Annotated in this window: 21 protein-coding genes, 1 tRNA gene and 1 pseudogene; 12 read left to right on the forward strand and 11 right to left on the reverse strand. The window is 65.0% G+C overall.

Annotation, left to right across the window (positions count from 1 at the left end; genetic code table 11):
• The first annotated feature begins 1 nt into the window (after nt 1).
• From nusA to infB, 3 genes are read left to right on the forward strand one after another with little or no spacing between them, the layout of a single operon-like run.
• The gene (nusA, locus tag V6N07_RS08990) at nt 2-1,621 is read left to right on the forward strand and encodes a transcription termination factor NusA (protein ID WP_371155761.1); all 1,620 of its coding nucleotides are present in this window, start codon (nt 2-4) and stop codon (nt 1,619-1,621) included.
• A gap of 18 nt (nt 1,622-1,639) precedes the next feature.
• On the forward strand, nt 1,640-2,272 hold the full coding sequence (locus V6N07_RS08995) for an RNA-binding protein (RefSeq protein WP_371156796.1): 633 nt from the start codon (nt 1,640-1,642) through the stop codon (nt 2,270-2,272).
• Nucleotides 2,269-4,731 carry a translation initiation factor IF-2 gene (gene infB, locus V6N07_RS09000; protein ID WP_371155762.1) on the forward strand — a complete coding sequence of 821 codons (2,463 nt, stop codon included), beginning with the start codon at nt 2,269-2,271 and terminating at the stop codon, nt 4,729-4,731. The genes V6N07_RS08995 and infB overlap by 4 nt, the downstream gene beginning before the upstream one ends.
• A 501-nt stretch (nt 4,732-5,232) precedes the next feature.
• Here infB and V6N07_RS09005 read toward each other — a convergent pair.
• From V6N07_RS09005 to V6N07_RS09035, 7 genes and pseudogenes are all read right to left on the reverse strand, one after another.
• On the reverse strand, nt 5,233-6,042 hold the full coding sequence (locus V6N07_RS09005) for a cytochrome c1 (protein ID WP_371155763.1): 810 nt from the start codon (nt 6,040-6,042) through the stop codon (nt 5,233-5,235).
• Between the two features lie 12 nt (nt 6,043-6,054).
• Complete coding sequence (locus V6N07_RS09010) at nt 6,055-7,431, reverse strand: cytochrome bc complex cytochrome b subunit (RefSeq protein WP_371155764.1); 1,377 nt, start codon at nt 7,429-7,431, stop codon at nt 6,055-6,057.
• A gap of 12 nt (nt 7,432-7,443) precedes the next feature.
• Complete coding sequence (gene petA / locus V6N07_RS09015; RefSeq protein WP_371155765.1) at nt 7,444-8,004, reverse strand: ubiquinol-cytochrome c reductase iron-sulfur subunit; 561 nt, start codon at nt 8,002-8,004, stop codon at nt 7,444-7,446.
• A gap of 405 nt (nt 8,005-8,409) precedes the next feature.
• Complete coding sequence (locus tag V6N07_RS09020; RefSeq protein WP_371155766.1) at nt 8,410-8,829, reverse strand: GNAT family N-acetyltransferase; 420 nt, start codon at nt 8,827-8,829, stop codon at nt 8,410-8,412.
• A complete protein-coding gene (locus V6N07_RS09025) occupies nt 8,826-9,431 on the reverse strand; it encodes a glutathione S-transferase family protein (protein WP_371155768.1) in 606 nt (201 codons plus the stop codon). The genes V6N07_RS09020 and V6N07_RS09025 overlap by 4 nt, the downstream gene beginning before the upstream one ends.
• Nucleotides 9,432-9,579: 148 nt before the next feature.
• Nucleotides 9,580-10,035 carry a fasciclin domain-containing protein gene (locus V6N07_RS09030; protein WP_371156797.1) on the reverse strand — a complete coding sequence of 152 codons (456 nt, stop codon included), beginning with the start codon at nt 10,033-10,035 and terminating at the stop codon, nt 9,580-9,582.
• A 66-nt stretch (nt 10,036-10,101) separates the two neighbouring features.
• A pseudogene (locus V6N07_RS09035) lies at nt 10,102-10,647 on the reverse strand (fasciclin domain-containing protein); the annotation flags it as partial.
• A gap of 225 nt (nt 10,648-10,872) precedes the next feature.
• On the opposite strand from V6N07_RS09035, the gene V6N07_RS09040 reads away from it, so the two are divergent.
• A complete protein-coding gene (locus V6N07_RS09040; RefSeq protein ID WP_371155769.1) occupies nt 10,873-11,793 on the forward strand; it encodes a DMT family transporter in 921 nt (306 codons plus the stop codon).
• Here V6N07_RS09040 and mtaB read toward each other — a convergent pair.
• Both mtaB and dapF read right to left on the reverse strand, forming a co-directional pair.
• Nucleotides 11,750-13,000 carry a tRNA (N(6)-L-threonylcarbamoyladenosine(37)-C(2))-methylthiotransferase MtaB gene (mtaB, locus tag V6N07_RS09045; RefSeq protein ID WP_371155770.1) on the reverse strand — a complete coding sequence of 417 codons (1,251 nt, stop codon included), beginning with the start codon at nt 12,998-13,000 and terminating at the stop codon, nt 11,750-11,752. The genes V6N07_RS09040 and mtaB overlap by 44 nt on opposite strands.
• Entirely contained in the window at nt 12,997-13,809 is an 813-nt protein-coding gene (dapF, locus tag V6N07_RS09050; RefSeq protein ID WP_371155771.1) for a diaminopimelate epimerase, read from the reverse strand. The genes mtaB and dapF overlap by 4 nt, the downstream gene beginning before the upstream one ends.
• An 84-nt stretch (nt 13,810-13,893) precedes the next feature.
• On the opposite strand from dapF, the gene V6N07_RS09055 reads away from it, so the two are divergent.
• Together V6N07_RS09055 and V6N07_RS09060 are read left to right on the forward strand one after the other, a co-directional pair.
• Nucleotides 13,894-13,969, forward strand: a tRNA-Lys gene (locus V6N07_RS09055).
• 274 nt (nt 13,970-14,243) lie between these two features.
• Nucleotides 14,244-15,497 carry an ATP-binding protein gene (locus V6N07_RS09060; protein WP_371155772.1) on the forward strand — a complete coding sequence of 418 codons (1,254 nt, stop codon included), beginning with the start codon at nt 14,244-14,246 and terminating at the stop codon, nt 15,495-15,497.
• Between the two features lie 228 nt (nt 15,498-15,725).
• Here V6N07_RS09060 and V6N07_RS09065 read toward each other — a convergent pair whose 3' ends face one another.
• Nucleotides 15,726-16,169 (reverse strand): hypothetical protein, encoded by a 444-nt coding sequence (locus V6N07_RS09065; protein ID WP_371155774.1) that lies wholly within the window; start codon nt 16,167-16,169, stop codon nt 15,726-15,728.
• 52 nt (nt 16,170-16,221) lie between these two features.
• On the opposite strand from V6N07_RS09065, the gene V6N07_RS09070 reads away from it, so the two are divergent.
• From V6N07_RS09070 to V6N07_RS09095, 6 genes are all read left to right on the forward strand, one after another.
• Nucleotides 16,222-17,019 (forward strand): hypothetical protein, encoded by a 798-nt coding sequence (locus tag V6N07_RS09070; protein WP_371155776.1) that lies wholly within the window; start codon nt 16,222-16,224, stop codon nt 17,017-17,019.
• A gap of 179 nt (nt 17,020-17,198) precedes the next feature.
• A complete protein-coding gene (gene phnC / locus V6N07_RS09075; RefSeq protein ID WP_371155777.1) occupies nt 17,199-18,023 on the forward strand; it encodes a phosphonate ABC transporter ATP-binding protein in 825 nt (274 codons plus the stop codon).
• Nucleotides 18,024-18,084: 61 nt separating this feature from the next.
• A complete protein-coding gene (gene phnD / locus V6N07_RS09080) occupies nt 18,085-19,002 on the forward strand; it encodes a phosphonate ABC transporter substrate-binding protein (RefSeq protein WP_371155778.1) in 918 nt (305 codons plus the stop codon).
• A 68-nt stretch (nt 19,003-19,070) separates the two neighbouring features.
• A complete protein-coding gene (gene phnE, locus V6N07_RS09085; protein WP_371155779.1) occupies nt 19,071-19,922 on the forward strand; it encodes a phosphonate ABC transporter, permease protein PhnE in 852 nt (283 codons plus the stop codon).
• Nucleotides 19,919-21,211 carry a phosphonate ABC transporter, permease protein PhnE gene (gene phnE, locus V6N07_RS09090; RefSeq protein WP_371155780.1) on the forward strand — a complete coding sequence of 431 codons (1,293 nt, stop codon included), beginning with the start codon at nt 19,919-19,921 and terminating at the stop codon, nt 21,209-21,211. The genes phnE (V6N07_RS09085) and phnE (V6N07_RS09090) overlap by 4 nt, the downstream gene beginning before the upstream one ends.
• Nucleotides 21,208-21,825: a chloramphenicol acetyltransferase gene (locus V6N07_RS09095; RefSeq protein ID WP_371155781.1), complete on the forward strand. Its 618-nt coding sequence runs from the start codon at nt 21,208-21,210 to the stop codon at nt 21,823-21,825. Before phnE (V6N07_RS09090) ends, V6N07_RS09095 begins: the two co-directional genes overlap by 4 nt.
• On the opposite strand, the gene phnF is transcribed toward V6N07_RS09095, so the two are convergent.
• A complete protein-coding gene (gene phnF / locus V6N07_RS09100) occupies nt 21,816-22,520 on the reverse strand; it encodes a phosphonate metabolism transcriptional regulator PhnF (RefSeq protein WP_371155782.1) in 705 nt (234 codons plus the stop codon). The genes V6N07_RS09095 and phnF overlap by 10 nt on opposite strands.
• Between the last annotated feature and the right edge of the window lie 64 nt (nt 22,521-22,584).

The raw sequence follows: 22,584 nt of genomic DNA on the forward strand, positions 1-22,584 counted from the left end.
TATGGCCATCACATCCGCAAACCAGCTGGAGCTGTTGCAGATCGCCGACGCGGTAGCCCGCGAAAAGATGATCGACCCCGGTCTGGTGATCGAGGCGATGGAGGAATCCCTCGCCCGGGCCGCCAAGTCGCGCTACGGCTCCGAGATGGATATCCGCGTGTCGATCGACCGCAGGACCGGTCATGCGACCTTTACCCGTGTCCGCACGGTCGTTGAGGACGATCTGCTGGAGAACGAAAAGGCGGAATTCACCGTCGAGACGGCGAAACCCTACATGGACGACCCCAAGGTGGGTGACACCTTCGTCGAACAGGTTCCCGCCGTCGACATGGGCCGGATCGCCGCCCAGTCGGCCAAGCAGGTCATCCTGCAAAAGGTCCGCGAAGCCGAGCGGGATCGTCAGTACGAGGAATTCAAGGACCGCGCAGGCACGATCATCAACGGTCTCGTCAAGCGCGAGGAATATGGCAACATCATCGTCGACATCGGCGCCGGTGAGGCCGTTCTGCGCCGCAACGAGAAGATCGGCCGCGAATCCTATCGCCCGAACGACCGTATCCGCGTCTACATCAAGGACGTGCGCCGCGAAGTTCGTGGTCCGCAGATCTTCCTGTCGCGCACGGCGCCCGAGTTCATGGCCGAGCTGTTCAAGATGGAAGTGCCCGAGATCTACGACGGCGTCATCGAGATCAAGGCCGTCGCCCGTGACCCCGGAAGCCGCGCCAAGATCGCCGTCATCTCCTATGACAACAGCATCGACCCCGTCGGCGCCTGCGTCGGCATGCGCGGCAGCCGCGTTCAGGCCGTCGTCAACGAATTGCAGGGCGAGAAGATCGACATCATCCCATGGAACGAGGACGCGCCGACGTTCCTCGTGAACGCGTTGCAGCCCGCCGAGGTCAGCAAGGTCGTTCTGGACGAGGAAGCCGAGCGCATCGAGGTCGTCGTGCCCGAGGAGCAGTTGTCGCTGGCCATCGGCCGTCGCGGTCAGAACGTGCGCCTCGCATCCCAGCTGACCGGTCTGGATATCGACATCCTGACCGAGGAAGAGGAATCGAAGCGTCGTCAGGCCGAGTTCGAGGTGCGCACCAAGCTGTTCATGGAGGCGCTGGATCTGGATGAGTTCTTTGCCCAGCTTCTCGTCTCCGAAGGTTTCACCAATCTCGAAGAAGTCGCCTACGTCGAGGTCGACGAGCTTCTGGTGATCGACGGCGTCGACGAAAGCACCGCCGAGGAACTGCAGGCCCGTGCCCGCGACTACCTCGAAGCGCAGAACAAGAAGTCGATGGAGGCCGCCCGCGAGGCAGGCTTGCAGGATGACCTCGCCAACTTCGAGGGGCTGACACCCCAGATGCTCGAGGCGCTTACCGCCGACGGCGTCAAGACCCTCGAAGATTTCGCGACCTGCGCGGATTGGGAACTGGCCGGTGGCTGGACGACCGACGGCGGCGAGCGGATCAAGGATGACGGCCTGCTGGAAAAATTCGATGTCTCGCTCGAGGAAGCGCAGGACATGATCATGACCGCCCGGGTGATGCTGGGTTGGGTGACGCCCGAAGACGTTGTCGGCACCTCGGACGAGGATGCCGAGGACGCCGAGCCCGAGGAGGCCGGGGCGTGATCGCCCCGGATTGTTCCCCTGACGCGCGGCGGCAGAGATATACATCGCGACGAGCCTGATCGTCGCTGCATCGTAACCGGAGAGGTCGGCCCCAAGGGCGGATTGCTTCGATTTGTGGTTGGACCGGATGACAGGATCTATCCGGACGCGACCGGCAAGCTGCCGGGGCGGGGCATTTACGTGTCTGCCGACCGCGGGGTCTTGGAAAAGGCCATCGCAAAGCGCATGTTCAGCCGGGGCGCCAAGAAACCGGTGACCGTGCCGGACGACCTGATAGAACTGGTCGAGGCCGGCACGCTCAAACGCCTTCAGGACGCCATCGCCATGGCCCGCAAGTCGGGCAAGGCGCTGGCGGGCTACGAGAAGGTCAAGATCATGCTCGACCGGGGTGACGCCCGGGTTCTTCTCCAGGCCTGTGACGGGTCGGAACGGGGCAAGGGCAAACTATCGACACCGCAGGACGGCAAGTGGATCGGCTTTCTGACGGCGGACGAACTGGGCCTCGCCTTCGGGCGGGACCGCGTGATCCACGCTGCGGTGGCCGCTGGAACCTTGGCCAAACGTATTGTAGAGGAAGCCGCAAGGCTTCAGGGCATCAGACAGATTGATGGCGGCAAACCGGCCGCCAAGAAGGATATCGGGAACGCATGAGCGATCAGGACGGTAAAAAACCCCTCGGACTTTCGGGTGGCGCGCGTAGCGGCCAGGTAAAGCAGAGCTTTGCCCGAGGCCGCACGAAAAGCGTCGTGGTAGAAACCAAGCGCAAACGCGTGCAGGTGCCCAAGCCCAACGCGCAGTCGGCAGCCGCCGTCAACGCACAGGGCGGCAAGGCAGCCGGCACCACGGACGCGGAGATGGACCGTCGTCTGAAGGCATTGCAGGCCGCCAAGGCCCGCGAGGCCGAGGACGCCGAGCGCCGTGCCGCCGAAGAGCGGGAGCGCGAGGAAGCCCGGGCACGCCGTCGCGAAGAGATCGAGACGCGGGAGCGTGAGGAGAAGGAACGCGAAGAGCTCCTGCGCCAGAAGGCCGAGGAAGACGAGCGCCGTCAACGCGAAGCCCGCGAAGAGAAGGCCAAGCCGGCCGAGACTCCGGCAGCAGCCGCAGCGCCCGCCGCAGAGCGGACCCGCAACCTTGGCCCCGATGCGCGGCCGGGCGGCGGCAACGACGCCAAGCGCAAGCGCGAGGACGACTCCGGCAAGCCCAAGGGCGGTGGAGAGCGTCGCGGCGGCAAGCTGACCGTGAACCAGGCCCTGCGCGGTGGCGGCGAAGGGCGGCATCGCTCGCTCGCGTCCATGCGTCGCAAGCAGGAGCGACAGAAGCGCGGTGGCGGCACCGTCCAGCAGGAAAAGGTCATGCGGGAGGTCAAGCTGCCCGAGACGATCGTCGTCTCGGAACTGGCCAACCGGATGTCCGAACGTGTCGCAGCCGTCGTCAAGGCGCTGATGCAGAACGGGATGATGGTGACCCAGAACCAGGTTCTGGACGCCGATACCGCCGAGCTGATCATCGAGGAATTCGGCCACACCGTCGTGCGCGTCTCGGATTCGGACGTGGAGCAGGTCATCGACGTGGTCGAGGACAAGCCCGAGGATCTGATCGACCGGGCCCCGGTCATCACGATCATGGGTCACGTCGACCACGGCAAGACGTCGCTTCTGGATGCGATCCGCAAGACCAAGGTCGTCTCCGGCGAGGCGGGCGGCATCACGCAGCACATCGGCGCCTATCAGGTCGAGACCGACGGCAAGAAGCTGTCGTTCCTCGATACGCCGGGTCACGCCGCCTTCACCTCGATGCGGTCGCGCGGTGCGCAGGTCACGGATATCGTGGTCCTCGTCGTCGCGGCGGACGACCAGGTGATGCCGCAGACGGTCGAGGCGATCAATCACGCCAAGGCCGCCGGTGTTCCCATGATCGTCGCGATCAACAAGATCGACACGCCGGGTGCCAACGCCCAGAAGGTCCGCACCGACCTGCTGCAGCACGAAGTCGTCGTCGAGGCGATGTCGGGCGACGTGCAGGACGTCGAGGTTTCGGCCAAGACGGGTCAGGGTCTGGATAAACTGCTCGAGGCAATCGCGCTTCAGGCGGAGATCCTGGAACTGAAGGCCAACCCCGACCGCGCCGCCCAAGGCGCCGTGATCGAGGCACAGCTGGACGTTGGCCGTGGCCCTGTCGCGACCGTTCTGATCCAGAACGGCACCCTGCGTCGTGGCGACATCTTCGTCGTAGGCGAGCAGTGGGGCAAGGTCCGTGCACTGGTCAACGATCAGGGCGAGCGCGTGAACGAAGCCGGCCCGTCCGTGCCGGTCGAGGTTCTTGGCCTCAACGGCACACCGGGTGCGGGCGACGTTCTGAACGTCGTCTCGACCGAGGCACAGGCCCGCGAAATCGCGGAATACCGCGAGAAGGCGGCCAAGGACAAACGCGCCGCTGCCGGTGCCGCCACGACGCTGGATCAGCTTCTGGCCAAGGCGCAGAGCGACAAGAATGTCTCCGAACTGCCGCTGCTGGTCAAAGCCGACGTGCAGGGGTCTGCCGAGGCGATCGTTCAGGCGATGGAAAAGATCGGCAACGAGGAGGTGCGCGTGCGCATCCTGCACTCGGGCGTCGGTGCCATCACCGAAAGCGACATCACCCTTGCCGAAGCCTCCGGCGCGCCGGTCATCGGCTTCAACGTCCGGGCCAACGCGCCTGCGCGTGCCGCGGCGAACCAGAAAGGTGTGGAGATCCGCTACTACTCGGTAATCTACGACCTTGTGGACGACGTGAAACAGGCGGCCTCGGGCCTTCTGTCCGCCGAGATCAAGGAAACCTTCATCGGTTATGCCGAAATCCGCGAAGTGTTCCGGGTCACTGGCGTCGGCAATGTCGCCGGTTGTCTCGTCACCGAGGGCGTCGCACGACGCTCGGCCGGTGTGCGCCTGCTGCGCGACGACGTGGTCATCCACGAAGGCACGCTCAAGACGCTCAAGCGCTTCAAGGACGAGGTCAAGGAAGTGCAGTCCGGCCAGGAATGCGGCATGGCGTTCGAGAACTACGACGACATTCGCAACGGCGATGTCATCGAGATCTTCACGCGCGAAGAGGTCGAGCGGACGCTCGACTGATCCCGCGCGGACCAGTCATCTGGTGTGCGACAGGAAAAGGGGCCCCGGCGGGGCCCCCTTCTCGTGTCTACCGTACGGGCCCATGGCCACGAGCGGGGTACGTGGCCTCGAAATTGGAGCGGGCGTGTCAGTGGTTCCGAGGCGTCATCCATGACAGCTCTCCAGCCGGGCAGCAGATCGAACGGGTCATTCCAGCCGATGCTGCGACCGGCATGAGAACCGGCCACGCGCGGCCTTTCTGTTCCTGCGCAGGACACCATGTGCCATGAATAGGCGTCTCCCCGCCTCCTCCCTGCAGAAGGCTGATCAGCAGGCAAAGGCGCTTCGGCTACCCTGACACAAGACGCATCAACCCCTAGGCGGCCCAGATCAGCGGATGCCGGGGCTATCGCCCCCTGCCCCACCACCAGATCACAGCGACCGCCCCACCGTGCCCACAAACGAAAAGGGCCGCTCCATAAGCGGAGCGGCCCCATTCACGATGTGCGTACGTGAAATGCCTCAGGCGGTTTCGCGAACGCCCTTCTTGCCCTTGACCGGCGCCCAGATGCGCTTGTTCGTCAGGTACAGCAGGACCGACAGGACAAACAGCATGATCACGGCGGTAAGACCCATCTGCTTGCGGGCTGCCAGCTTCGGCTCGGCCGTCCACATCAGGAACGCGGCGACGTCCTTGGCGGTCGATTCGATGTCGGTCGGCGATCCGTCATCGAAGGTCACGTCGTCGCCGTAGAGCACCGGGGCCATGGAAATCCAGCCGCCGGGGAAGGCCGTGTTCTCATACAGAACCGTGCCTGCCTGCTCCATTTCCTCGCCGGTGTAGCCGGTCAGAAGGGACGCGATATACTCGGGCCCGCCGCCGCCCTTGAGGAACTGGTTGATGCCGAGGTTGTAGGGCCCGTGGAACCCCGCACGTGCCTTGGCCATCACGGACAGGTCAGGCGCGCCCACGCCGTTGTTTTCCGGGAAGTGGTCCGTCGGCGTGGCGGTGCGGAAGTCGCCTTCGCCGGCATTCATCGTCGGGTCGAAGACTTCGAAGCCAGCCGTGTAGGCCTTCATCTGATCTTCGGTGAAGCCGACACCGCCTTCGTCTGCAAGCGTCCGGAACGGCACGAACTTCAACCCGTGACAGGCCGAGCAGATCTCCGTGTAGACCTTGAGACCACGCTGGAGCTGGTTCTGGTCATAGGTGCCGGTCAGGCCCTCGAACGGGAACTCGTAGTTCACGACGTGGCCGTCCGACCCGGCAGCGAAGGCTGCCGAAGTCGAGAGTGCCAGCACGGCAAGGGTCGTGGTGAGGATGCGTTTCATCTATCCCTCTCCTTATTCGGCCGGTGTCGGCGCGTGGGTGCCGTTGGCGGTCGTGCCGACCTTGCTGCCTCCGGACCCACCGTCGCCACCATCATAGTGGGAGGCAAAATCGGCCTCGATGGTTGCGGGACGGGCCAGCGGCTTTTCGATAACGCCCAGAAGCGGCAGGATCACCAGGAAATAGGCGAACCAGTAGGCCGATGCGATCAGCGACAGGGAGGCCCAGGGCTCCTCTGCGGGCATAGACCCGAGCCACATCAGGACGAAGAAGTCGAGGACCAGCAGGCCAAACCACCACTTGAACATCGGACGATACCGACCCGACCGCACCGACGACGTGTCGAGCCACGGGGCAAAGGCCATGACGGCGATCGCACCGAACATCGCGAGCACGCCGAAGAACTTCGCATCGACGATACCGCCGGTGATCCATTCCGCGATGATCACGACCCAGACGTCCGAGGTGAAGGCACGCAGGATCGCGTAGAACGGCAGGAAGTACCATTCGGGCACGATGTGCGCGGGCGTCACCAGCGGGTTCGCCTCGATGTAGTTATCGGCGTGGCCGAGGTAGTTCGGCATGAAGCCGACGATCGCGAAGAACACCAGCATGATCACGGCCAGCGCGTAGAGGTCCTTGATCACGAAGTAGGGCCAGAACGGCAGGGTGTCGGCCTTGGCTTCTGCCTTGGACGTGCGGCGGACCTCGACGCCGGTCGGGTTGTTGTTCCCGGTCGAGTGGAAGGACCAGATCTTGACGATCGACAGGCCGAGGATGAGGAACGGCATCAGGTAGTGCAGCGAGAAGAAGCGGTTCAGCGTCGCGTTGCCGACCGCCGGTCCGCCCAGCAACCATGCCTGCAGCGGCTCACCCACGAAGGGAATGGCGCCGAACAGGCCGGTGATCACGGTCGCACCCCAGAAGGACATCTGGCCCCACGGCAGCACGTAGCCCATGAAGGCGGTGCCCATCATCAGCAGGTAGATGATGATGCCGAGGATCCACGTGATTTCACGCGGCGCCTTGTAGGAGCCGTAATACAGGTTCCGGAAGATATGCGCATAAACGGCCACGAAGAACAGCGATGCGCCGTTGGCGTGGATGTAACGCAGGGCCCAGCCACCGTTCACGTTGCGCATGATATGCTCGACCGACGCAAAGGCCATGTCGGCGTGCGGCGTGTAGTGCATGACCAGAACGATACCGGTCACGATCTGCAGGACCAGCGTGAACGTCAGAACGATACCCCAGATCCACATCCAGTTGAGGTTCTTGGGGGTGGGAATCATCAAGGTGTTGTAGAGCAGGCCAATGATGGGAAGGCGGCTCTCGACCCACTTCTCACCTTTGGAACCGGGCTCGTAATGGTCGTGGGGAATGCCAGACATGGTCTTCTCTCCTCAGCCGAGCGTGATTGTTGAGCCGTCGAACACGGCAGGTGGGACGGGCAGGTTCGTCGGCGCCGGGCCGCGGCGAATCCGTCCGGCAGTGTCGTAATGCGATCCGTGGCAGGGGCAGAACCAGCCGCCGAAATCACCGGCGCCATCGCCCAGCGGAACGCAACCAAGGTGCGTGCAGACCCCCATCATGACCAGCCACTCGCCATCTTCGGACAGGGCGCGGTTCTCGTCGGTCGCGGGCGCCGCGCTGTCGATATTGGCGTTTGCGGCCAACGGGTCGGGCAGATCGGGCACGTCGACGGCACGACCGGCCTCGATCTCCTCGGGCGTGCGGCGACGGATGAACACCGGCTTGCCGAGCCACAGGGCGGTGATCTGCGTTCCCGGCTCGACACCGGACACGTCCACATCGATGGAGGCCAGGGCCTGCACATCCGCCGAGGGGTTCATCTGATTGACCAGAGGCCAGACCGCGGCACCCGTCACGACCACCCCTGCGCCAGCGGTGGCGTAGTAGAGAAAGTCGCGGCGCGTGCCCGAATGATCGTCTGCGTGTGACACGATAGGCATCTCCCGTATCGGTGGGGCGCAGGTGCCCCGTCCTTGAATCCGAACGGTCCGCCCCCTTGGGACAAACCATATCTGGCGCGTCTTATCGCATAGACGATGCAAAGTGCCAGCGGACATTCCACCGCAGGCGTCCGGGAATGACTGCACAGGTGCCGAAAAGACAACGCCAACGACGGCGCTGCGCCCGCTGTCCGGCGCGGCTGGGCGAACCCCGGTGGCCAGGGCAGCCCCGTTCGATCGCAATCCCCTTCCGGGCGCGGCACCCATATCCCCGGGCCACCGATTCGCCATCGGCCGCGCCTTCCCCTGACCACAGATACCCCGGGGGATCTTCAAGGGGGCCAGCGGCCCCCTTGAACGGGGGAGCACGAGGGGGCAGGCCCCCTCGTCCCTGCCCTAGAGGCCGGCGCGCATATCCCGGTGCGGAATTCCCGCATCGTCATACACCGGCCCGAACGCTTCGAATCCCAGTTTCTCGTAAAAGCCGATCACCTGCGTCTGTGCCCCGAGGATGACCCCCTCGACCCCCTGCGCGCGCAAATCGTCCATCACGTGGCGCATCAACGCCGCCCCGAGGCCGGTCCCCCGCGCGCGGCGCATGACGGCAACCCGCTGGATCTTGGCCAATGCCCCTTTCGGCCGAACCCGCAGGGTTGCGACCGGCCCAATGGCATCCGTCATCAGCCAGTGCTGGCAAATCGGATCATCCCCGTCGACTTCCTCGCCAGGGGGCACGCCCTGTTCCTCGATGAAGACCGCCGCACGGATTGCCAGAGACGCCGTCAGGTCCGTGACCCGTTCGATCCGCGTGGTCATGCGGCCGGTGGGGCCGTGGCGACCATCGAGGGGCGCGCAAGGAACGTCTCGGCCCAGGCGGCAAGTGCCGCGCGACCGGGACGCCAATCGCGGTCCGCGTGACGGAAATCAAGGTAACCCAGCGCACAGCCGACGGCGATCTGCGCCGCCGTGACGGGTCCCGCCAGCAAGGGCATCGACCGGGCCTCCAGCATGTCCAGCGACCGGGTCACCTTGACCCACTGGGCCTCCATCCACGGTTCATAATGATACTCGGGCGGACGCAGCCGACGCTCGTAGACGATACCCACGGCGGCTTCCATGATGGCGTTCGCGTTCGCCTCCAGCGCCAGAACATCCCACAACCGACCATCAGGATAGAGCCCGCCATCGACCTGCGCGTCGAGATAGCGGTTGATGACGCGGCTGTCATAGATCGCCGGGCCATCATCCCGGATCAGGGCCGGGATCTTGCCCGAGGGGTTGGCCGAATTGATCGCGTCGTCGCCCCCCATCGGACTGGCCGAGACGCCAACCACCTGCATGTCGGTCAAACCCAGTTCCAGCGCCATGACCTGACAGGTCCTGGCAAAGGGCGAGGCGGGCGAGCTGAGCAATTGCATCCGAGTCTCCGGGTATGTAGCGGCTGTTTTCGCGCGACATTGACCCCGGTTTCGCACGAACGCAATCGCCGTCCCGGGCGGGGGCCCGGGACGGCGACGCTCATCGTGGCAGACCATACGAGGGCGGCCTGCCACGGATGACCGGATATCACCGCGGGAGCAGCACACCTTCCGTCACGTGGATGACGCCGTTCGACTGCATCACGTCCGCGGTCGTCACCTGCCAGGCATTCCCGGATTCGTCGTAGACGAAGACCCGACCGGACGGGGTCATCTGAACCGACAGCGCGTCACCCGAAACGGTCTGCAGGTGATTGAACTCATCCCCCTGCAACCCACGGGTCAGATCCTCGGCCCGCAGTCGGCCCGGCACGACATGGGCCGTCAGCACCTTTTGCAGGGTCGCCTTGTTCTCCGGCATCAGCAACGTCTCGACCGTCCCTTCCGGCAGCGCGGCAAAGGCTTCGTCCGTGGGTGCGAACACGGTGAACGGCCCCTCGCCCTGCAACGTCTCGACCAGATCGGCGGCCTGAACGGCGGCGACCAGTGTCGTGTGGATGGGCGAGTTCACTGCGTTCGAGACGATATCGCGATCCATGTACATCACGGCCCCGCCGACCGTCGAATTCTCGCTTGTGGCTGCGGGTGCGGCGGCCTGCTCGGTCTCGGCGGCGGGCAGAAGCACGGTATCGATGACGTGGATGACGCCGTTCGACTGCACGACGTCGGCGACGGTCACGGTCGCAACGCGGCCGGTTTCATCCTCCAGCTTGATCATGTCGCCATCCATGTAGGCCTGCAACGTGCACCCCCCCACCGTCGGCACCGGATGGCGACCGTCGTCATCCGCAATCATGCCCTGGATCGCATCCGACAGCGCATTTGCCGCGACCACGTGGCAGGTCAGCACCTTCTGCAACTGTGCCTTGTTCTCGGGCATCAACAGGGTCTCGACCGTGCCGGCGGGCAGGGCGGCGAAGGCATCGTCCGTCGGCGCGAACACGGTGAACGGCCCCTCGCCCTGCAAGGTCTCGACAAGGTCGGCGGCCTGAACGGCGGCCACAAGCGTCGTGTGGATCGGGGAATTCATGGCATTCTGGATGATATCCATGTCGGTCATCATCGCGGCGCCGCCCACTTCGGGGTTGGGGGTCGCATGGGCATCGGCAAGGGCCAGCCCCGGCAGGGCAAGCGCCGCGGTCAGGGTCGTCGTCATCAGCAGGCTGCGCAGGTTGGTCATCACGTCTCTCCGATTGTTTGGTCCGACATCTTCGGTCGGTCCCAAACATCCACGACGAGATCGGAAGATAGTTTCGCCTGCGTGATCACGGCTGCGTGAAGTCACGCCTGCGCCGGATCGGATACGTTGCAACGGCGGCTTCGCGGAAATGAACAGGGTGCCATTCTTGTCCCCGGCCATTTGCGGGCGCAAGGTCCCGCCATGTCCGAAACCGCAGACCCCGCCCGTCCCGACCGCCCGACGTCCGCCATCGTCCTGCGCCTTTTCGCGGCCCTTTTCGCCACCGGCCTCGCCATCTGCGTCCATGGGGCCGCAGCCCACGCAGGCACCGGACAGATCGTGATGATGCGCGCGGCGCTTTCGATTCCGATCCTGCTCGTCTGGGCCTCGTTCACCGCCCCGCCGCGCGACTGGTTGCCACGGGCGCCACGCTCTCACCTGATGCGCGGCTTGGCGGGCGGCTCGACGATGGTCCTGAACTTCTACGCCCTTGGCCAACTGCCGGTCGCCCATGCCCAGACCATCTCCTACCTGGCGCCGGTCCTGTCGGTCCCGATGGCGGTCATCCTGCTGGGGGAACGCCTGTCGGTGCGCGCGGTCTTCTCCGTGGCCCTGGGGTTCGCGGGAATGCTGGCCATGCTCTATACATCTGTGGCGCGCCCCGACTGGGGCTGGTCCGAAATTTCCGGTATGCTGGCCGGATTGGTCTCGGCGGGGATCATGGCATGGGTGCGGGTGCACATCCGGGCGATGACCGCGACGGAAACCGTCATTTCCATCGCACTGTCCTTTGCCGTGGTCGCGGCCTGCATGGGGGCGCTTGCCGTGGCCTTCACGGGGTGGACGCCCATGACGCCCCCCCTCTGGGCCTGGCTGGGGGGGGCGGGTGCCCTTGGCGCCGCGACGCATATCACCGCGACCGAAGCATCCGCCCGCGCCGCCGTCCTCGTGCTGGCCCCCTTCGACTATGCCGGGCTGGTCTTTGCCGTGATCCTCGATTTCGCGCTGTTTGCGCATCTGCCGGGGCCGTGGGGGGCGATCGGCATCCTGCTGATCGCGACCGCGGGCCTGATCACCGTTACGCGGCCTCGGCCCGAAGGTGCGTTCCTGCGACTGAAGTGATCCGGGCAGGCACGATCGCGCCCTCGGTCTGGTCGGTGTCGAAGTGCACTTCGGCAAACTGTGCCGTCCGGCCCATGCGCGGGTTTTCCATCAAGACGTCATGCATGTGTCCGACCTGTGCCCGCAGATGCCGATCGACCGCCTCGGCACCCGCCTGCCGCAAGCGCGCAGCCCGCACCTTGATCGTCGATCCGTCGACGGCAGGCATCTTGGCCGCCGGGGTGCCCGCACGTGCCGAATAGGGAAAGACATGCAGCCACGTCAGGTCGCATTCCGCGATGAGGCGCAGACTGTCTTCGAAATGCGCCTCCGTCTCGGTGGGGAACCCCGCGATGATGTCGGCGCCGAAGGTCATGTCGGGGCGCAGGGCGCGTGCCTGCTGCGCGAAAGCGATCGCATCGCCCCGCAGGTGCCGCCGTTTCATCCGCTTCAGGATCAGATCCGCCCCATGTTGCAGCGACAGGTGCAGGTGCGGCATCAGACGCGGCTCCTCGGCGATGCAGCGCATCAGCGCCTCGTCAACCTCGATGCTGTCGATGCTGCTGATCCGCAGGCGGGGCACGTCGGTCAGGCGCAGGATGCGGGCAACCAGATCGCCCAAGGGCGGCTGCCCCGGCAAATCGCCCCCCCAGGAGGTCAGGTCCACACCGGTCAATACGATCTCGTTGAAGCCGCGCCCCACGAGGCGATTGATCTGATCGACCACCACGCCCGCAGGCACCGACCGCGAATTTCCCCGCCCATAGGGAATGATGCAGAAGGTGCAGCGGTGGTCGCACCCGTTCTGGACCTGCACATAGGCGCGGCTGCGCGTGCCGAAGCCGTCGATCAGGTGCCCCGCCGTTTCAGTGACGGACATGATGTCGTCGACCTGCACCGGTTCGGACCCACCTGTCGACAGGCCTGCCCATGTGGCCGCCTGCATCTTTTCGGTGTTGCCGATGACGTTCGTCACCTCCGGCATCGCGGCGAAACTGTCGGGGTCGGTCTGTGCCGCGCATCCCGTCACCACGATACGCGCATCGGGGTGGGCGCGGCGCAGCCTGCGAATATCCTGTCGGCCCTTGCGGACCGCCTCGGCTGTTACCGCGCAGGTGTTCACGATGATCGTATCGTCAAGACCCGCCTGCGTCGCGAGGTCACGCATCGCCTCGGCCTCGTAGGCATTCAGGCGGCAGCCGTGGTTGGACAGGATCGGGGCCTTCACAGCAGCACCCCGTCGAACACATGCGCGGTCGGTCCGGTCATCCAGACACCATCGTCGCGCCATTCCACGTGAATCGTTCCACCATCCAGATCGATGCGCACGGACCGGCCCGTGATCCCCCGGCGTGCCGCCGCGACAGCCACCGCACAGGAGGAAGACCCCGACGCAAGCGTCAGCCCGGCCCCCCGTTCCCAGACCCGCATCCGCAGATGATCAGGCGCCACCAGATGCGCGACCTGCACGTTCGTGCGTTCGGGAAACAGCGGATGGTGTTCATGTGCCGGACCGAAGGTGGACAGATCGACGGCTTCGGCATCCGCGACGAAGAACGAGCAATGGGGATTCCCCATTCCGGTGGCAACCGGATCGCCCTCGACCGGCAGGTGCAGGGTGCAGACATCGGAGGCCAGCGGGATCGCGGCCCAATCGAGGATCGGCGCCCCCATGTTGACGGAGGTCAGCCCGTCACCGGCGTCGCGGGCGTGCAGAATCCCCCGCTCCGTCCGCAACGTCAGGGTATCGGTCCCCCGGCGCGCCATTTCCCATGCGGCAATGCACCGGGTGGCGTTGCCACAGGCCCCCGCCGTGGACCCGTCCGAGTTCCAGAACAGCAGTTCGAGATCCGCATCGCTGCCCTCCCGGATGACCGCCAGCTGGTCGAAACCCACGCCCCGATGCCGGTCGCCGACACGCCGCGCGAGGTCCGCATCCACGCATTGGCCGATCCCGCGCTCGTCCACGACGACGAAGTCATTGCCCAACCCGTGCATCTTCATGAACGGCAGACGATCTGTTTGTATTCCTGTCATGACCGGCCAGATACGCCCGCGATGACATTTTTGAAAGACCCCCGCTTGACGGCACCATTCGGCAAAGGTAGGTGCGCCCACGGAGAGCCTGTAGCTCAGTTGGTAGAGCAACTGACTTTTAATCAGTAGGTCCAGGGTTCGAACCCCTGCGGGCTCACCATTCTATCCTTCGAGATGGCAGTTTGTATTGTACAGGCACACCCGGGTCTGTCACGATGGCATTGCGGGCCTGCGGGCGGACCGTAGCGTGGTGCGCGCGACGATAATGGCCGACCCGTCGAGCAACGGAATGGCCCCGCCCGGGGCGGGAAGGCTCCACATGGTCAGGGGACCCGCTTGCGACGCAAACATTGCGTCCGGATCGAGACTGATTGTATCGCGATGAAAGCAGGATGCGACCGTGCGCACGGACGGCGGCCGCAAGGAGGCAGAAAATGACCGAAACGGCATCGCGGCAGGCGGTCATCCAGGACCACGCAGCCTTCCTTGCGGGAACGCATACCTTCCAGGCGGATATCGAGCTGCTGGCGGACAGCGCCTTGATCGGCACCGTCCTCGAAACCGTCATGCTGGCGACGAACATGCGATTTGCTGCGGTGGCCCGCGTCACCGCCGACCGTTGGGTCGCATGCCGCACCGTGGACGAAGTCAATTTCGGCCTGCGCTCGGGCGATGAGATCGAGATCGGATCGACCTTCTGCCAGACAGTTCGCGATACGTCCGAGATGGTCATCTTCAACGATACGGCAACCGATGAGGTGTACGCCGGCCATCCGATCGCGGCCAAGTTCGGAATCGTGAGCTATGCCTCGATTCCCATCCACCGCAGCGACGGGACATTCTTCGGCACCCTGTGCGCCATCGATACCGAGCCGCGGGACGTGAAGCACCCACGTGCGGTCGCGATGCTGGAAATGTTCGCCGACATGATCGGTCAAAGCCTCGAAACCGAGGAACGTCTGGAGGCGAGCGAGGACATGGTCGCCCATGAACGCGAAATGAGCCGTATCCAGGAGGAATTCGTCGCTGTTCTCGGACACGACCTTCGCAACCCGGTCGCGGCGCTTGGCGCCGGTCTCCGGATGCTGCGCAAGGAACCCCTGACCGACAAGGCGCAACGCCTTCTGCCGATGATGCAGTCCTCGCTGCACCGGATGAACGACCTGATCGACAACATAATGCTGCATGCCAAGGCCCGGCTGGCCGGTGGCATTCGTATTGCCGCCGAAAGCGATGCGCCCCTGACCGAGGCCATGACCCAGATCGTCGAGGAAGTCCGAGCCGCCTCCGGCGACCGGGAAATCACCCTCGACCTGCGGATCGATCATCCGGTGAGCCTTGATTCCGCACGCATCGCACAGGCGGTCTCGAACCTTCTGTCGAATGCCGTCCGCCACGCGACACCTGCCACGCCCATCCACGTGCGGGGCCATGCGGATGCCGGGACCGTCGAGATTACCGTGACGAACACAGGCCCCGAAGTGCCCGATGCATTGCGTGACACGTTGTTCCGCCCGTTCAGGCGTGGCGAACACGCAGCAGGGGACGGTCTGGGCCTTGGCCTCTACATTGCGTCGTCGATCGTCATCGCACATGGCGGCCGGATCGACTTCGCATGCGCGCATGGTGAAACCACGTTCAGCTTGACGGTCCCGTCGTCGCAACCAGCCGTGGCCCTGAGCCACTGAATACCCCCGCACCCCGCGATGCCAGGTCAGGACCATGGCTTTGCTCCACGTCAGGCCTTCATCACCCGTGAGGTGATGCGCGGGGGACCACGGGTTGCTGGCACGCCCGCCACATGCCGCAACCAACCGCGTCACGCCCCGCATCCATCATTCCCATTCCCACTCCGGTCTCTAAACTCCGGCAGAGAGCTGCAATCCGAGGACAAGTTTCCGCGGGAATGCGCCGATTCACGGCCCCGAGCCGACCCACGAAGCAGACGACAGGCACAGGCGCAGATGCTCAGAAACAAGACCCGGATCGAACAGACCGCTCAGGCGGCCATGCGCGCGGGGCAATTCGACAAGGCCCGCGCGGCCTAAGCGACGCTGATCGCGCAGGGCCCGCAGCGCAGTTCCGTTCATCTGGCCTACGCGGGTTGCCTGACCAAGCTGAAGGACAGTCGGGGCGCCCGGCGACATATGCAGGGTTTCTATGCGGAAAACCCCATCGGCCCTGCGCCGGAAGGCCTTGACCCGGACAGCCCGCGCCTGCTTGTGGTGCGTGGCCTCGACAAGACCAAGCCCACGATCGGTCGGCGCACGGATGGCACCTACAAACCCAAGCTGCGTGGCGGACATTTCACCCTGCGCTATCTTCTTCTCGACGACAGCCCCGGCACGGCAGCGTGTCACCGTGGTGCCCTGCGTCGATCTCGATGCAGGAAAACTGCCACCCCACCGGGTGATGCTGAATGCGATATCGGACGCGGACATGGAACTGGGGTCCCTCAGCAGCCTTGCATCGCACCTCTCGGCGCACCCGCAAACGCGGGTGATCAACGCGCCGGACGCCGTGATGGAGACGACGCGGGACGGAAACTACAATCGGTTGCTCGACCTTCCGAACGTGCATTTTCCCGGAACGATACGTGTGGTTCTCGACGCGCCGACACCCAAGGACCTCGACCGGCAACTGCGCGCGCTTGATTTCCGGCTGCCGGTCATCCTGCGCAGGACCGGAACGCAGACGGGACGCAGCACCGTGCGGATCGATGCCCCCGAAGACCTCGTCACCTTCTGCGCGGACGAACCACGGGGTGAGTTCTATGCGATCCAGTACAAGCAGCTTCTCTGGCGGGATACGTTCTTTCGCAAGATGCGCCTGTTCTGCATCGACGGCGCCGCCTATCCCGTCGTCTGCCATTTCGACCATGTCTGGAACGTCCATGGCGGCAATCGACGGACGGTGATGAAAGCCTCGGCAGAGTTGATGGAGCAGGAACAGCATTTCCTGAGGGATTGGCGCGGCTACATCGGATCGAAGGCGGCCGCCGCGGTCGAGGACGTGTTCGCCCGGACCCCGCTGGACTTCTTCGGGATGGATTTCACGGTGGATACCGATGGCGGCCTCTTCATCTACGAACTCAATGCCTCCATGCGGCATAGCTTCGATCATGCCCGGAACTTTCCGTACAAGCAGCCTCATGACCAGGCGACGTCCGATGCCTTCGAGGCCATGGTGCACCGCAGGTTTCAGGCCTGATACCCGACGGGGTCATGCCAAAGTGCCCGTTTCCCCCCCACGACGCCCGGTTCCTGCGCTTTGACGGCAGGCTGCCGACCAGGAAAAGAGGCCGTTAAGAAACCGTTACGAGTACGTCACAAAACAGAGACACCACACCCCTAGTGCCGCGGAGGCCGGTCCAGATTGGCGGGGGAATGATGCTGACGATCAACGCAGTTACCAAGCGGTTCGGTTCCGCAACAGCGGTCGATAACGTGTCCGTCGAGGTGTCGAAACCTTGCATGATCGGCGTGATCGGGGCCTCTGGCGCGGGTAAGTCGACCCTGCTGCGCATGATGAACCTGCTGGAGCGACCGACCGAAGGGTCCATCGCGTTCGAGGGCCGGGACGTCACCACCCTGACCGGTGGTGCCGCGCGGGCATGGCAGGCCGATTGCGCCATGATCTTCCAGCAGTTCAACCTCGTGCCCCGCATGGACGTGGTGTCGAACGTCCTGCACGGAACGCTCAACCGCCGCTCGACGGCCCGTGCCCTCTTCGCCCTCTGGCCGCAGGAGGATGTGCACCGCGCCATCGACATTCTTGCGCGCCTCGGCATCGAACAGCATGCCTCCAAACGGGCCGAGGCCCTGTCCGGCGGACAGCAGCAGCGCGTGGCGATTGCCCGGGCGCTGATGCAGGACCCCAAGATGATCCTTGCGGATGAACCGATTGCCTCGCTGGACCCGATGAACGCACAGGTCGTGATGCAATCCCTGCGCGCCATCCACGACGAGGACGGCCGCACTGTGATCTGCAACCTCCATACCCTCGATACCGCGCGGCGCTACTGCGACCGCGTGATCGGCATGCGTCACGGCCGCGTCGTGTTCGACGGCACGCCCGAGCAACTGACCACCGGCGCCGCCCGCGACATCTATGGCGCAGGCGCTGATTTCTCGGAGGCTGCCACCAGCACCGAGATCAAGGACACCGAGACCGAAGCCCAAAGCCTCATCAACGAGGCAGCAGCCGCGGTCTGACGTGTGAAACCTGCACCCCGCACCTCGCGGGGTTCCGAGACAAACCCTAGTGGAGAGACCTATGACCAAGACCCTTCTGGCCCTTGTCGCCACCACCGCGATGACGACGGCCGCCCTTGCCGATGGCCATGCCCTGACGCAGTTCAACATCGGCGTTCTCGGCGGTGAGAACGCACAGGATCGCATGACCGCGAACCAGTGCCTGGCCGACTACACGGCCGAAGCACTCGGCCTCGATGCCGATGACGTCAACATCTTCACCCCGGCCGACTACAATGGCGTGATCCAGGGCCTGCTGGGCGGCACCATCGACATGGCATGGCTGGGCGCCTCGGCCTACGCCGCCGTCTTCCTGCAGGACCCGGAGGCCGTCGAGCCGGTGCTCATCAAGGTGAACCTCGACGGTTCCACCGGCTACCACTCCATCGGTTTCGCCCGCGCCGACAGCGGCGTCACCTCCCTCGAAGACATGCAGGGCAAGCGCTTCGGCTTCGGCGACCCGAACTCGACCTCCGGCTACCTGATCCCGTCGATCGAGATCCCCCAGTCGACCGGCGCGACCATGGAAAACGGCGACTACTTCGGAGAGGTCGTCTTCACCGGCGGTCACGAACAGACCATCGTCGCCGTCAACAGCGGTGACGTCGATGCCGGCGTGACCTGGGCCGACGGCCAGGGCGACTGGGAAGACGGCTTCAACTCCGGCGCGCTGCGCAAGGCCTCCGACTCGGGCATCGTCGACATGAACGACCTGGTCGAAATCTGGCGCTCCAAGGTCATCCCCGAGGGCCCGATCGTCCTGCGCACGGCCCTGCCCGACGACGTCAAGACGACAATGACCGAACTCGTCGACGGCCTGTACGAGCGTGACATCGAATGCGCTTATGGCGTGTCCGCCGGCGAATCGCTGGGCTTCCAGCCGGTGACCCACGAGATGTACGAAAGCATCGTGGCCGCGCGTCAGTCGAAGAACAACTGAGCTCCCAAATCCGGTCCGGTCCCCATGATGATGGGGGCCGGACCTTTTCACATTCCGAGGCCTGCCCCATGACGATGACCACCGCCGACCTGCGTGTCGCCTACGGGCGCGAATTGCGGACCAAGCGTCTTTGGTCCGGCATCGGCCTTCTGATCTTTGTCCTGCTGCTCGTCAGCGGCTTCATGACCGCCAACGACCGCAATGCGGGCGGGTTCTGGAACGGTCTGCCGAATGTTTTCGACTTCCCCGCGGACGTCATTACCGAAGCGGTCGCGCGGGCCGATGAACTGCCCGGCCTTCTGCTGGTATATCTGCCTTCCCTGATCGAGACGGTGAACATCGCCGCCGCCGCGACCCTGATCGGCGCGGTCGTGGGCGGCGCGCTCGCCTTTCTGATCACCCGCGGCCTTGCCCCCTCCCGCTGGGCAATCGCGCCAATCCGCCGCCTTCTGGATACCCTTCGCGCCATCCCCGAAATCGTGATCGCGCTGATCCTGATCTTCGTGCTGGGCGGCGGTCCGGTACCGGCGATGATCGCCATCGCGCTGCACACGATGGGGGCGCTTGGCAAACTGTTCTCGGAGGTGGCGGAAAACGCCCCCCTCGGCGCGGTCGAGGGCCTGCATTCCGTTGGTGCGACCTGGGGACAACGGATGCTGTTCGGTGTCCTTCCGCAGATTGCGCCCAACTGGCTCAGCTATGCGCTGCTGCGCTTCGAGATCAACATCCGCGCCTCTGCGATCCTCGGCTTCGTGGGCGCGGGCGGCATCGGCTATGACCTGCGCAACGCCATGTCCTGGGGTCAGGGGCGCTTTGCCGAAGCCGCCGCGATCTTCGTCCTTCTGTTCGCCACCATCGTGATCGTCGACCAGATCGGCGGCGCCATCCGACAGCGCCTGACCAAGGGGGCCGCACTGTGACAACCGCTGACCTGTATGCCGCGACCGACCGCCATTTCAGCCGCACGCGGCTGTGGCTGATCGGGCTGCCGGCCCTTCTGCTGGCCTATCTCGTCTATATCTTCTTCGCCTTCGAGGGACCGGACCTGATCCGCACGGCGGATGGTGACAACGCCCGCATCCTGTTGGCCGATACCGTCAGCCACAAGGTCCACGTCAGCCGCGACAACCGCGACGGCAGCATCGAGGTCGCCATCGAGGGCGAGCGAAAGGGCCGCTATCCCGAAGGGACCTCGCCCGAATGGGTCAGCCTGGGGGACGTCACGCGCATCGACCTTGGCGACGGGCATATCGTCACCTTCGGCGCCGACAATGCGACCTTCTACGAGGTGCCGGGCTATGGCACCATCGCGGCACAACCGTCGCGCAGTGCGGGCGCCAATGTCACCCTGCCCGCCGGCCCGGTCCCCGACTGGATCAGCGCCAGCCGCAATCGCCTCGTGGCGGATACGGAGGCCGGGCGCTTCATCGTGACCCGCAACCGGACAGAGGTGTTCCGCTACTTCGCGGGGTGGGAATTGTTCTTCTTCACGCTGCAAAGCCCCTACCACGGCATGTCCCCCGCTGCCCTCGTCGCGGCCGCGTTCAACGGCGAGGCGGGCGCGATCTGGAACGACTTCTGGACCAACGACATGTGGCGTCACGGCGAGGTCGCATGGGCCTTGTTCGAGACGATCCTCATGGCCTTCCTCGGCACGATGGGTGCGGCGATGATTGCCCTGCCCCTGTCCTTCGCGGCCGCGCGCGGGTTCAGCCCCCTCATGGCCGTACGCTTCGTCTCGCGCCGCCTGTTCGACTTCCTGCGCGGGGTCGACGGCCTGATCTGGACGATCGTCCTCAGCCGTGCGTTCGGCCCCGGTCCCCTGACCGGCACGCTGGCCATCCTGCTGACGGACACCGGAACCTTCGGCAAGATGTTCTCGGAGGCGCTTGAAAACGTCGACCGCAAACAGATCGAAGGCATCCGGTCCACCGGCGCAGGCGCCATGATGCGCGCCCGCTTCGGCGTCATCCCGCAGCTTCTGCCCGTGCTGGTTGCACAGGTGCTGTATTACCTCGAATCCAACACCCGGTCCGCGACGGTCATCGGCGCCATCACCGGGGGCGGCATCGGCCTGTTGCTGACGCAGGCGATCATCACCCAGAAGGACTGGGAGGAAGTGACCTACTACATCCTGCTGGTCATCCTGATGGTCTTTGCAATGGACAGCCTGTCGGGTTGGCTGCGCCGGCGGCTGATCAAGGGATGAGCCGGCTTTGCGCGGACGCGCCGTTCCTGCATCCGGACGTCGAGGTCACCGAGGATTGTACCTTCGGCCGCTTCGTCGAGATCGGGCGCGGAACCCGCGTCGCCCACAGCCATTTCGGCGATTACAGCTATTGCGACAGGTTCGCCGATATCGCCAATGCGGACATCGGCCTGTTTTCCAACATCGCGGCACACAGCCGGATCGGCGCAACCGATCACCCGATGGAAAAGGCATCGCTGCATCACTTCCACTATCGTTCGGCCGATTATTTCGACGATGCCGAGGATGATGCCGCATGGTTCGCCCATCGCAGGTCACGCCGGGCCGTCCTGGGCCATGATACATGGATCGGGGCGCAGGCGCTGGTCATGCCCGAGGTCACGGTCGGCCACGGGGCCGTCGTCGCCGCCGGGGCCGTCGCGACGAAGGACGTGCCGCCATACTGGATCGTTGCGGGCGTTCCTGCACGCCCGGTCCGGCGCCGCCTGCCCGACGATATCGCGACGCGCCTGATGGCGCTCGCATGGTGGGACTGGGATCATGGAACGCTGCGCGCGCGGCTGGACGATTTTCGCACCCTGTCCGCCGAAGCCTTCCTCGAACGCTACGAATGATCCAGCGTCAGGGCGATGCGGTCGCCCGCGAAATGGGTGAACCCGTGTTCGACCGGATCGCCCGTTGCCACATCGATGCTGACCGCCTCGGTCAGGATCAACGGCGCCCCTTCGGCCACCAGAAGGTGCCCGGCTTCGACCGCTGACGCCGCCACGGCCGTGATCCGGGTCGAGGCGCGCAGGTAATCGGCCACGCCGCATTCGGCCAACGCCGGCGTGACGGACCCGAACCGGGCAAGCGCATCGGCCATCCCCGGCAGGCGCGACAGGGGATAGGCCGCGCGAAACAGGGCGACGGGGCGGCCATCCGCCTCGGCCACCCCGTGGGTGACATGGACCTCCTCCGCATCGGCAAGGCGCAATGCCTCGGCCTCGGCCGGTGTGGATACACGGGTTTCGGACGCGAAGATGCGCTTGCCCGGCATACGGCCCGCGGCCTGCATGGAATGGCGAAACCGCACCCGCGTGCCGATCGGATAATCCGTCGGAACGGAGGCGACAAAAGACCCGGCCCCCCGGCGGGACCGAATCAGCCCCTCTTCGGTCAGGGCACCAAGGGCACGGCGGACCGTGTGACGATTGACGCCGAAGCGCGCGGCAAGGTCCGCCTCGGTCGGCAGGCGGGCGCCTTCGGGCCGAGCCCCCTCGACGATTTCGCGTCGCAGGCTGTCGGCGATGCGGGACCAGAGCGTCATGAAAACTTCACCTCGCTGCGGATGGCTTTCACCCCCCGATATGCTAACATTTGTCGAGTTGTAT

The sequence above is a fragment of the Jannaschia sp. 2305UL9-9 genome (genome assembly GCF_041403465.1).
Classification (GTDB): domain Bacteria; phylum Pseudomonadota; class Alphaproteobacteria; order Rhodobacterales; family Rhodobacteraceae; genus Jannaschia.

Excerpts from the sequence above, each read along its gene's own strand:
- nusA (WP_371155761.1), top strand. The coding sequence starts at position 2 with ATGGCCATCACATCCGCAAACCAGCTGGAGCTGTTGCAGATCGCCGAC.
- infB (WP_371155762.1), top strand. The coding sequence starts at position 2,269 with ATGAGCGATCAGGACGGTAAAAAACCCCTCGGACTTTCGGGTGGCGCG.
- V6N07_RS09005 (WP_371155763.1), bottom strand. The coding sequence starts at position 6,042 with ATGAAACGCATCCTCACCACGACCCTTGCCGTGCTGGCACTCTCGACT.
- V6N07_RS09010 (WP_371155764.1), bottom strand. The coding sequence starts at position 7,431 with ATGTCTGGCATTCCCCACGACCATTACGAGCCCGGTTCCAAAGGTGAG.
- V6N07_RS09020 (WP_371155766.1), bottom strand. The coding sequence starts at position 8,829 with ATGACCACGCGGATCGAACGGGTCACGGACCTGACGGCGTCTCTGGCA.
- V6N07_RS09025 (WP_371155768.1), bottom strand. The coding sequence starts at position 9,431 with ATGCAATTGCTCAGCTCGCCCGCCTCGCCCTTTGCCAGGACCTGTCAG.
- V6N07_RS09030 (WP_371156797.1), bottom strand. The coding sequence starts at position 10,035 with ATGTACATGGATCGCGATATCGTCTCGAACGCAGTGAACTCGCCCATC.
- V6N07_RS09040 (WP_371155769.1), top strand. The coding sequence starts at position 10,873 with ATGTCCGAAACCGCAGACCCCGCCCGTCCCGACCGCCCGACGTCCGCC.
- dapF (WP_371155771.1), bottom strand. The coding sequence starts at position 13,809 with ATGACAGGAATACAAACAGATCGTCTGCCGTTCATGAAGATGCACGGG.
- V6N07_RS09060 (WP_371155772.1), top strand. The coding sequence starts at position 14,244 with ATGACCGAAACGGCATCGCGGCAGGCGGTCATCCAGGACCACGCAGCC.
- V6N07_RS09070 (WP_371155776.1), top strand. The coding sequence starts at position 16,222 with ATGCTGAATGCGATATCGGACGCGGACATGGAACTGGGGTCCCTCAGC.
- phnC (WP_371155777.1), top strand. The coding sequence starts at position 17,199 with ATGCTGACGATCAACGCAGTTACCAAGCGGTTCGGTTCCGCAACAGCG.
- phnD (WP_371155778.1), top strand. The coding sequence starts at position 18,085 with ATGACCAAGACCCTTCTGGCCCTTGTCGCCACCACCGCGATGACGACG.
- phnE (WP_371155779.1), top strand. The coding sequence starts at position 19,071 with ATGACGATGACCACCGCCGACCTGCGTGTCGCCTACGGGCGCGAATTG.
- V6N07_RS09095 (WP_371155781.1), top strand. The coding sequence starts at position 21,208 with ATGAGCCGGCTTTGCGCGGACGCGCCGTTCCTGCATCCGGACGTCGAG.
- phnF (WP_371155782.1), bottom strand. The coding sequence starts at position 22,520 with ATGACGCTCTGGTCCCGCATCGCCGACAGCCTGCGACGCGAAATCGTC.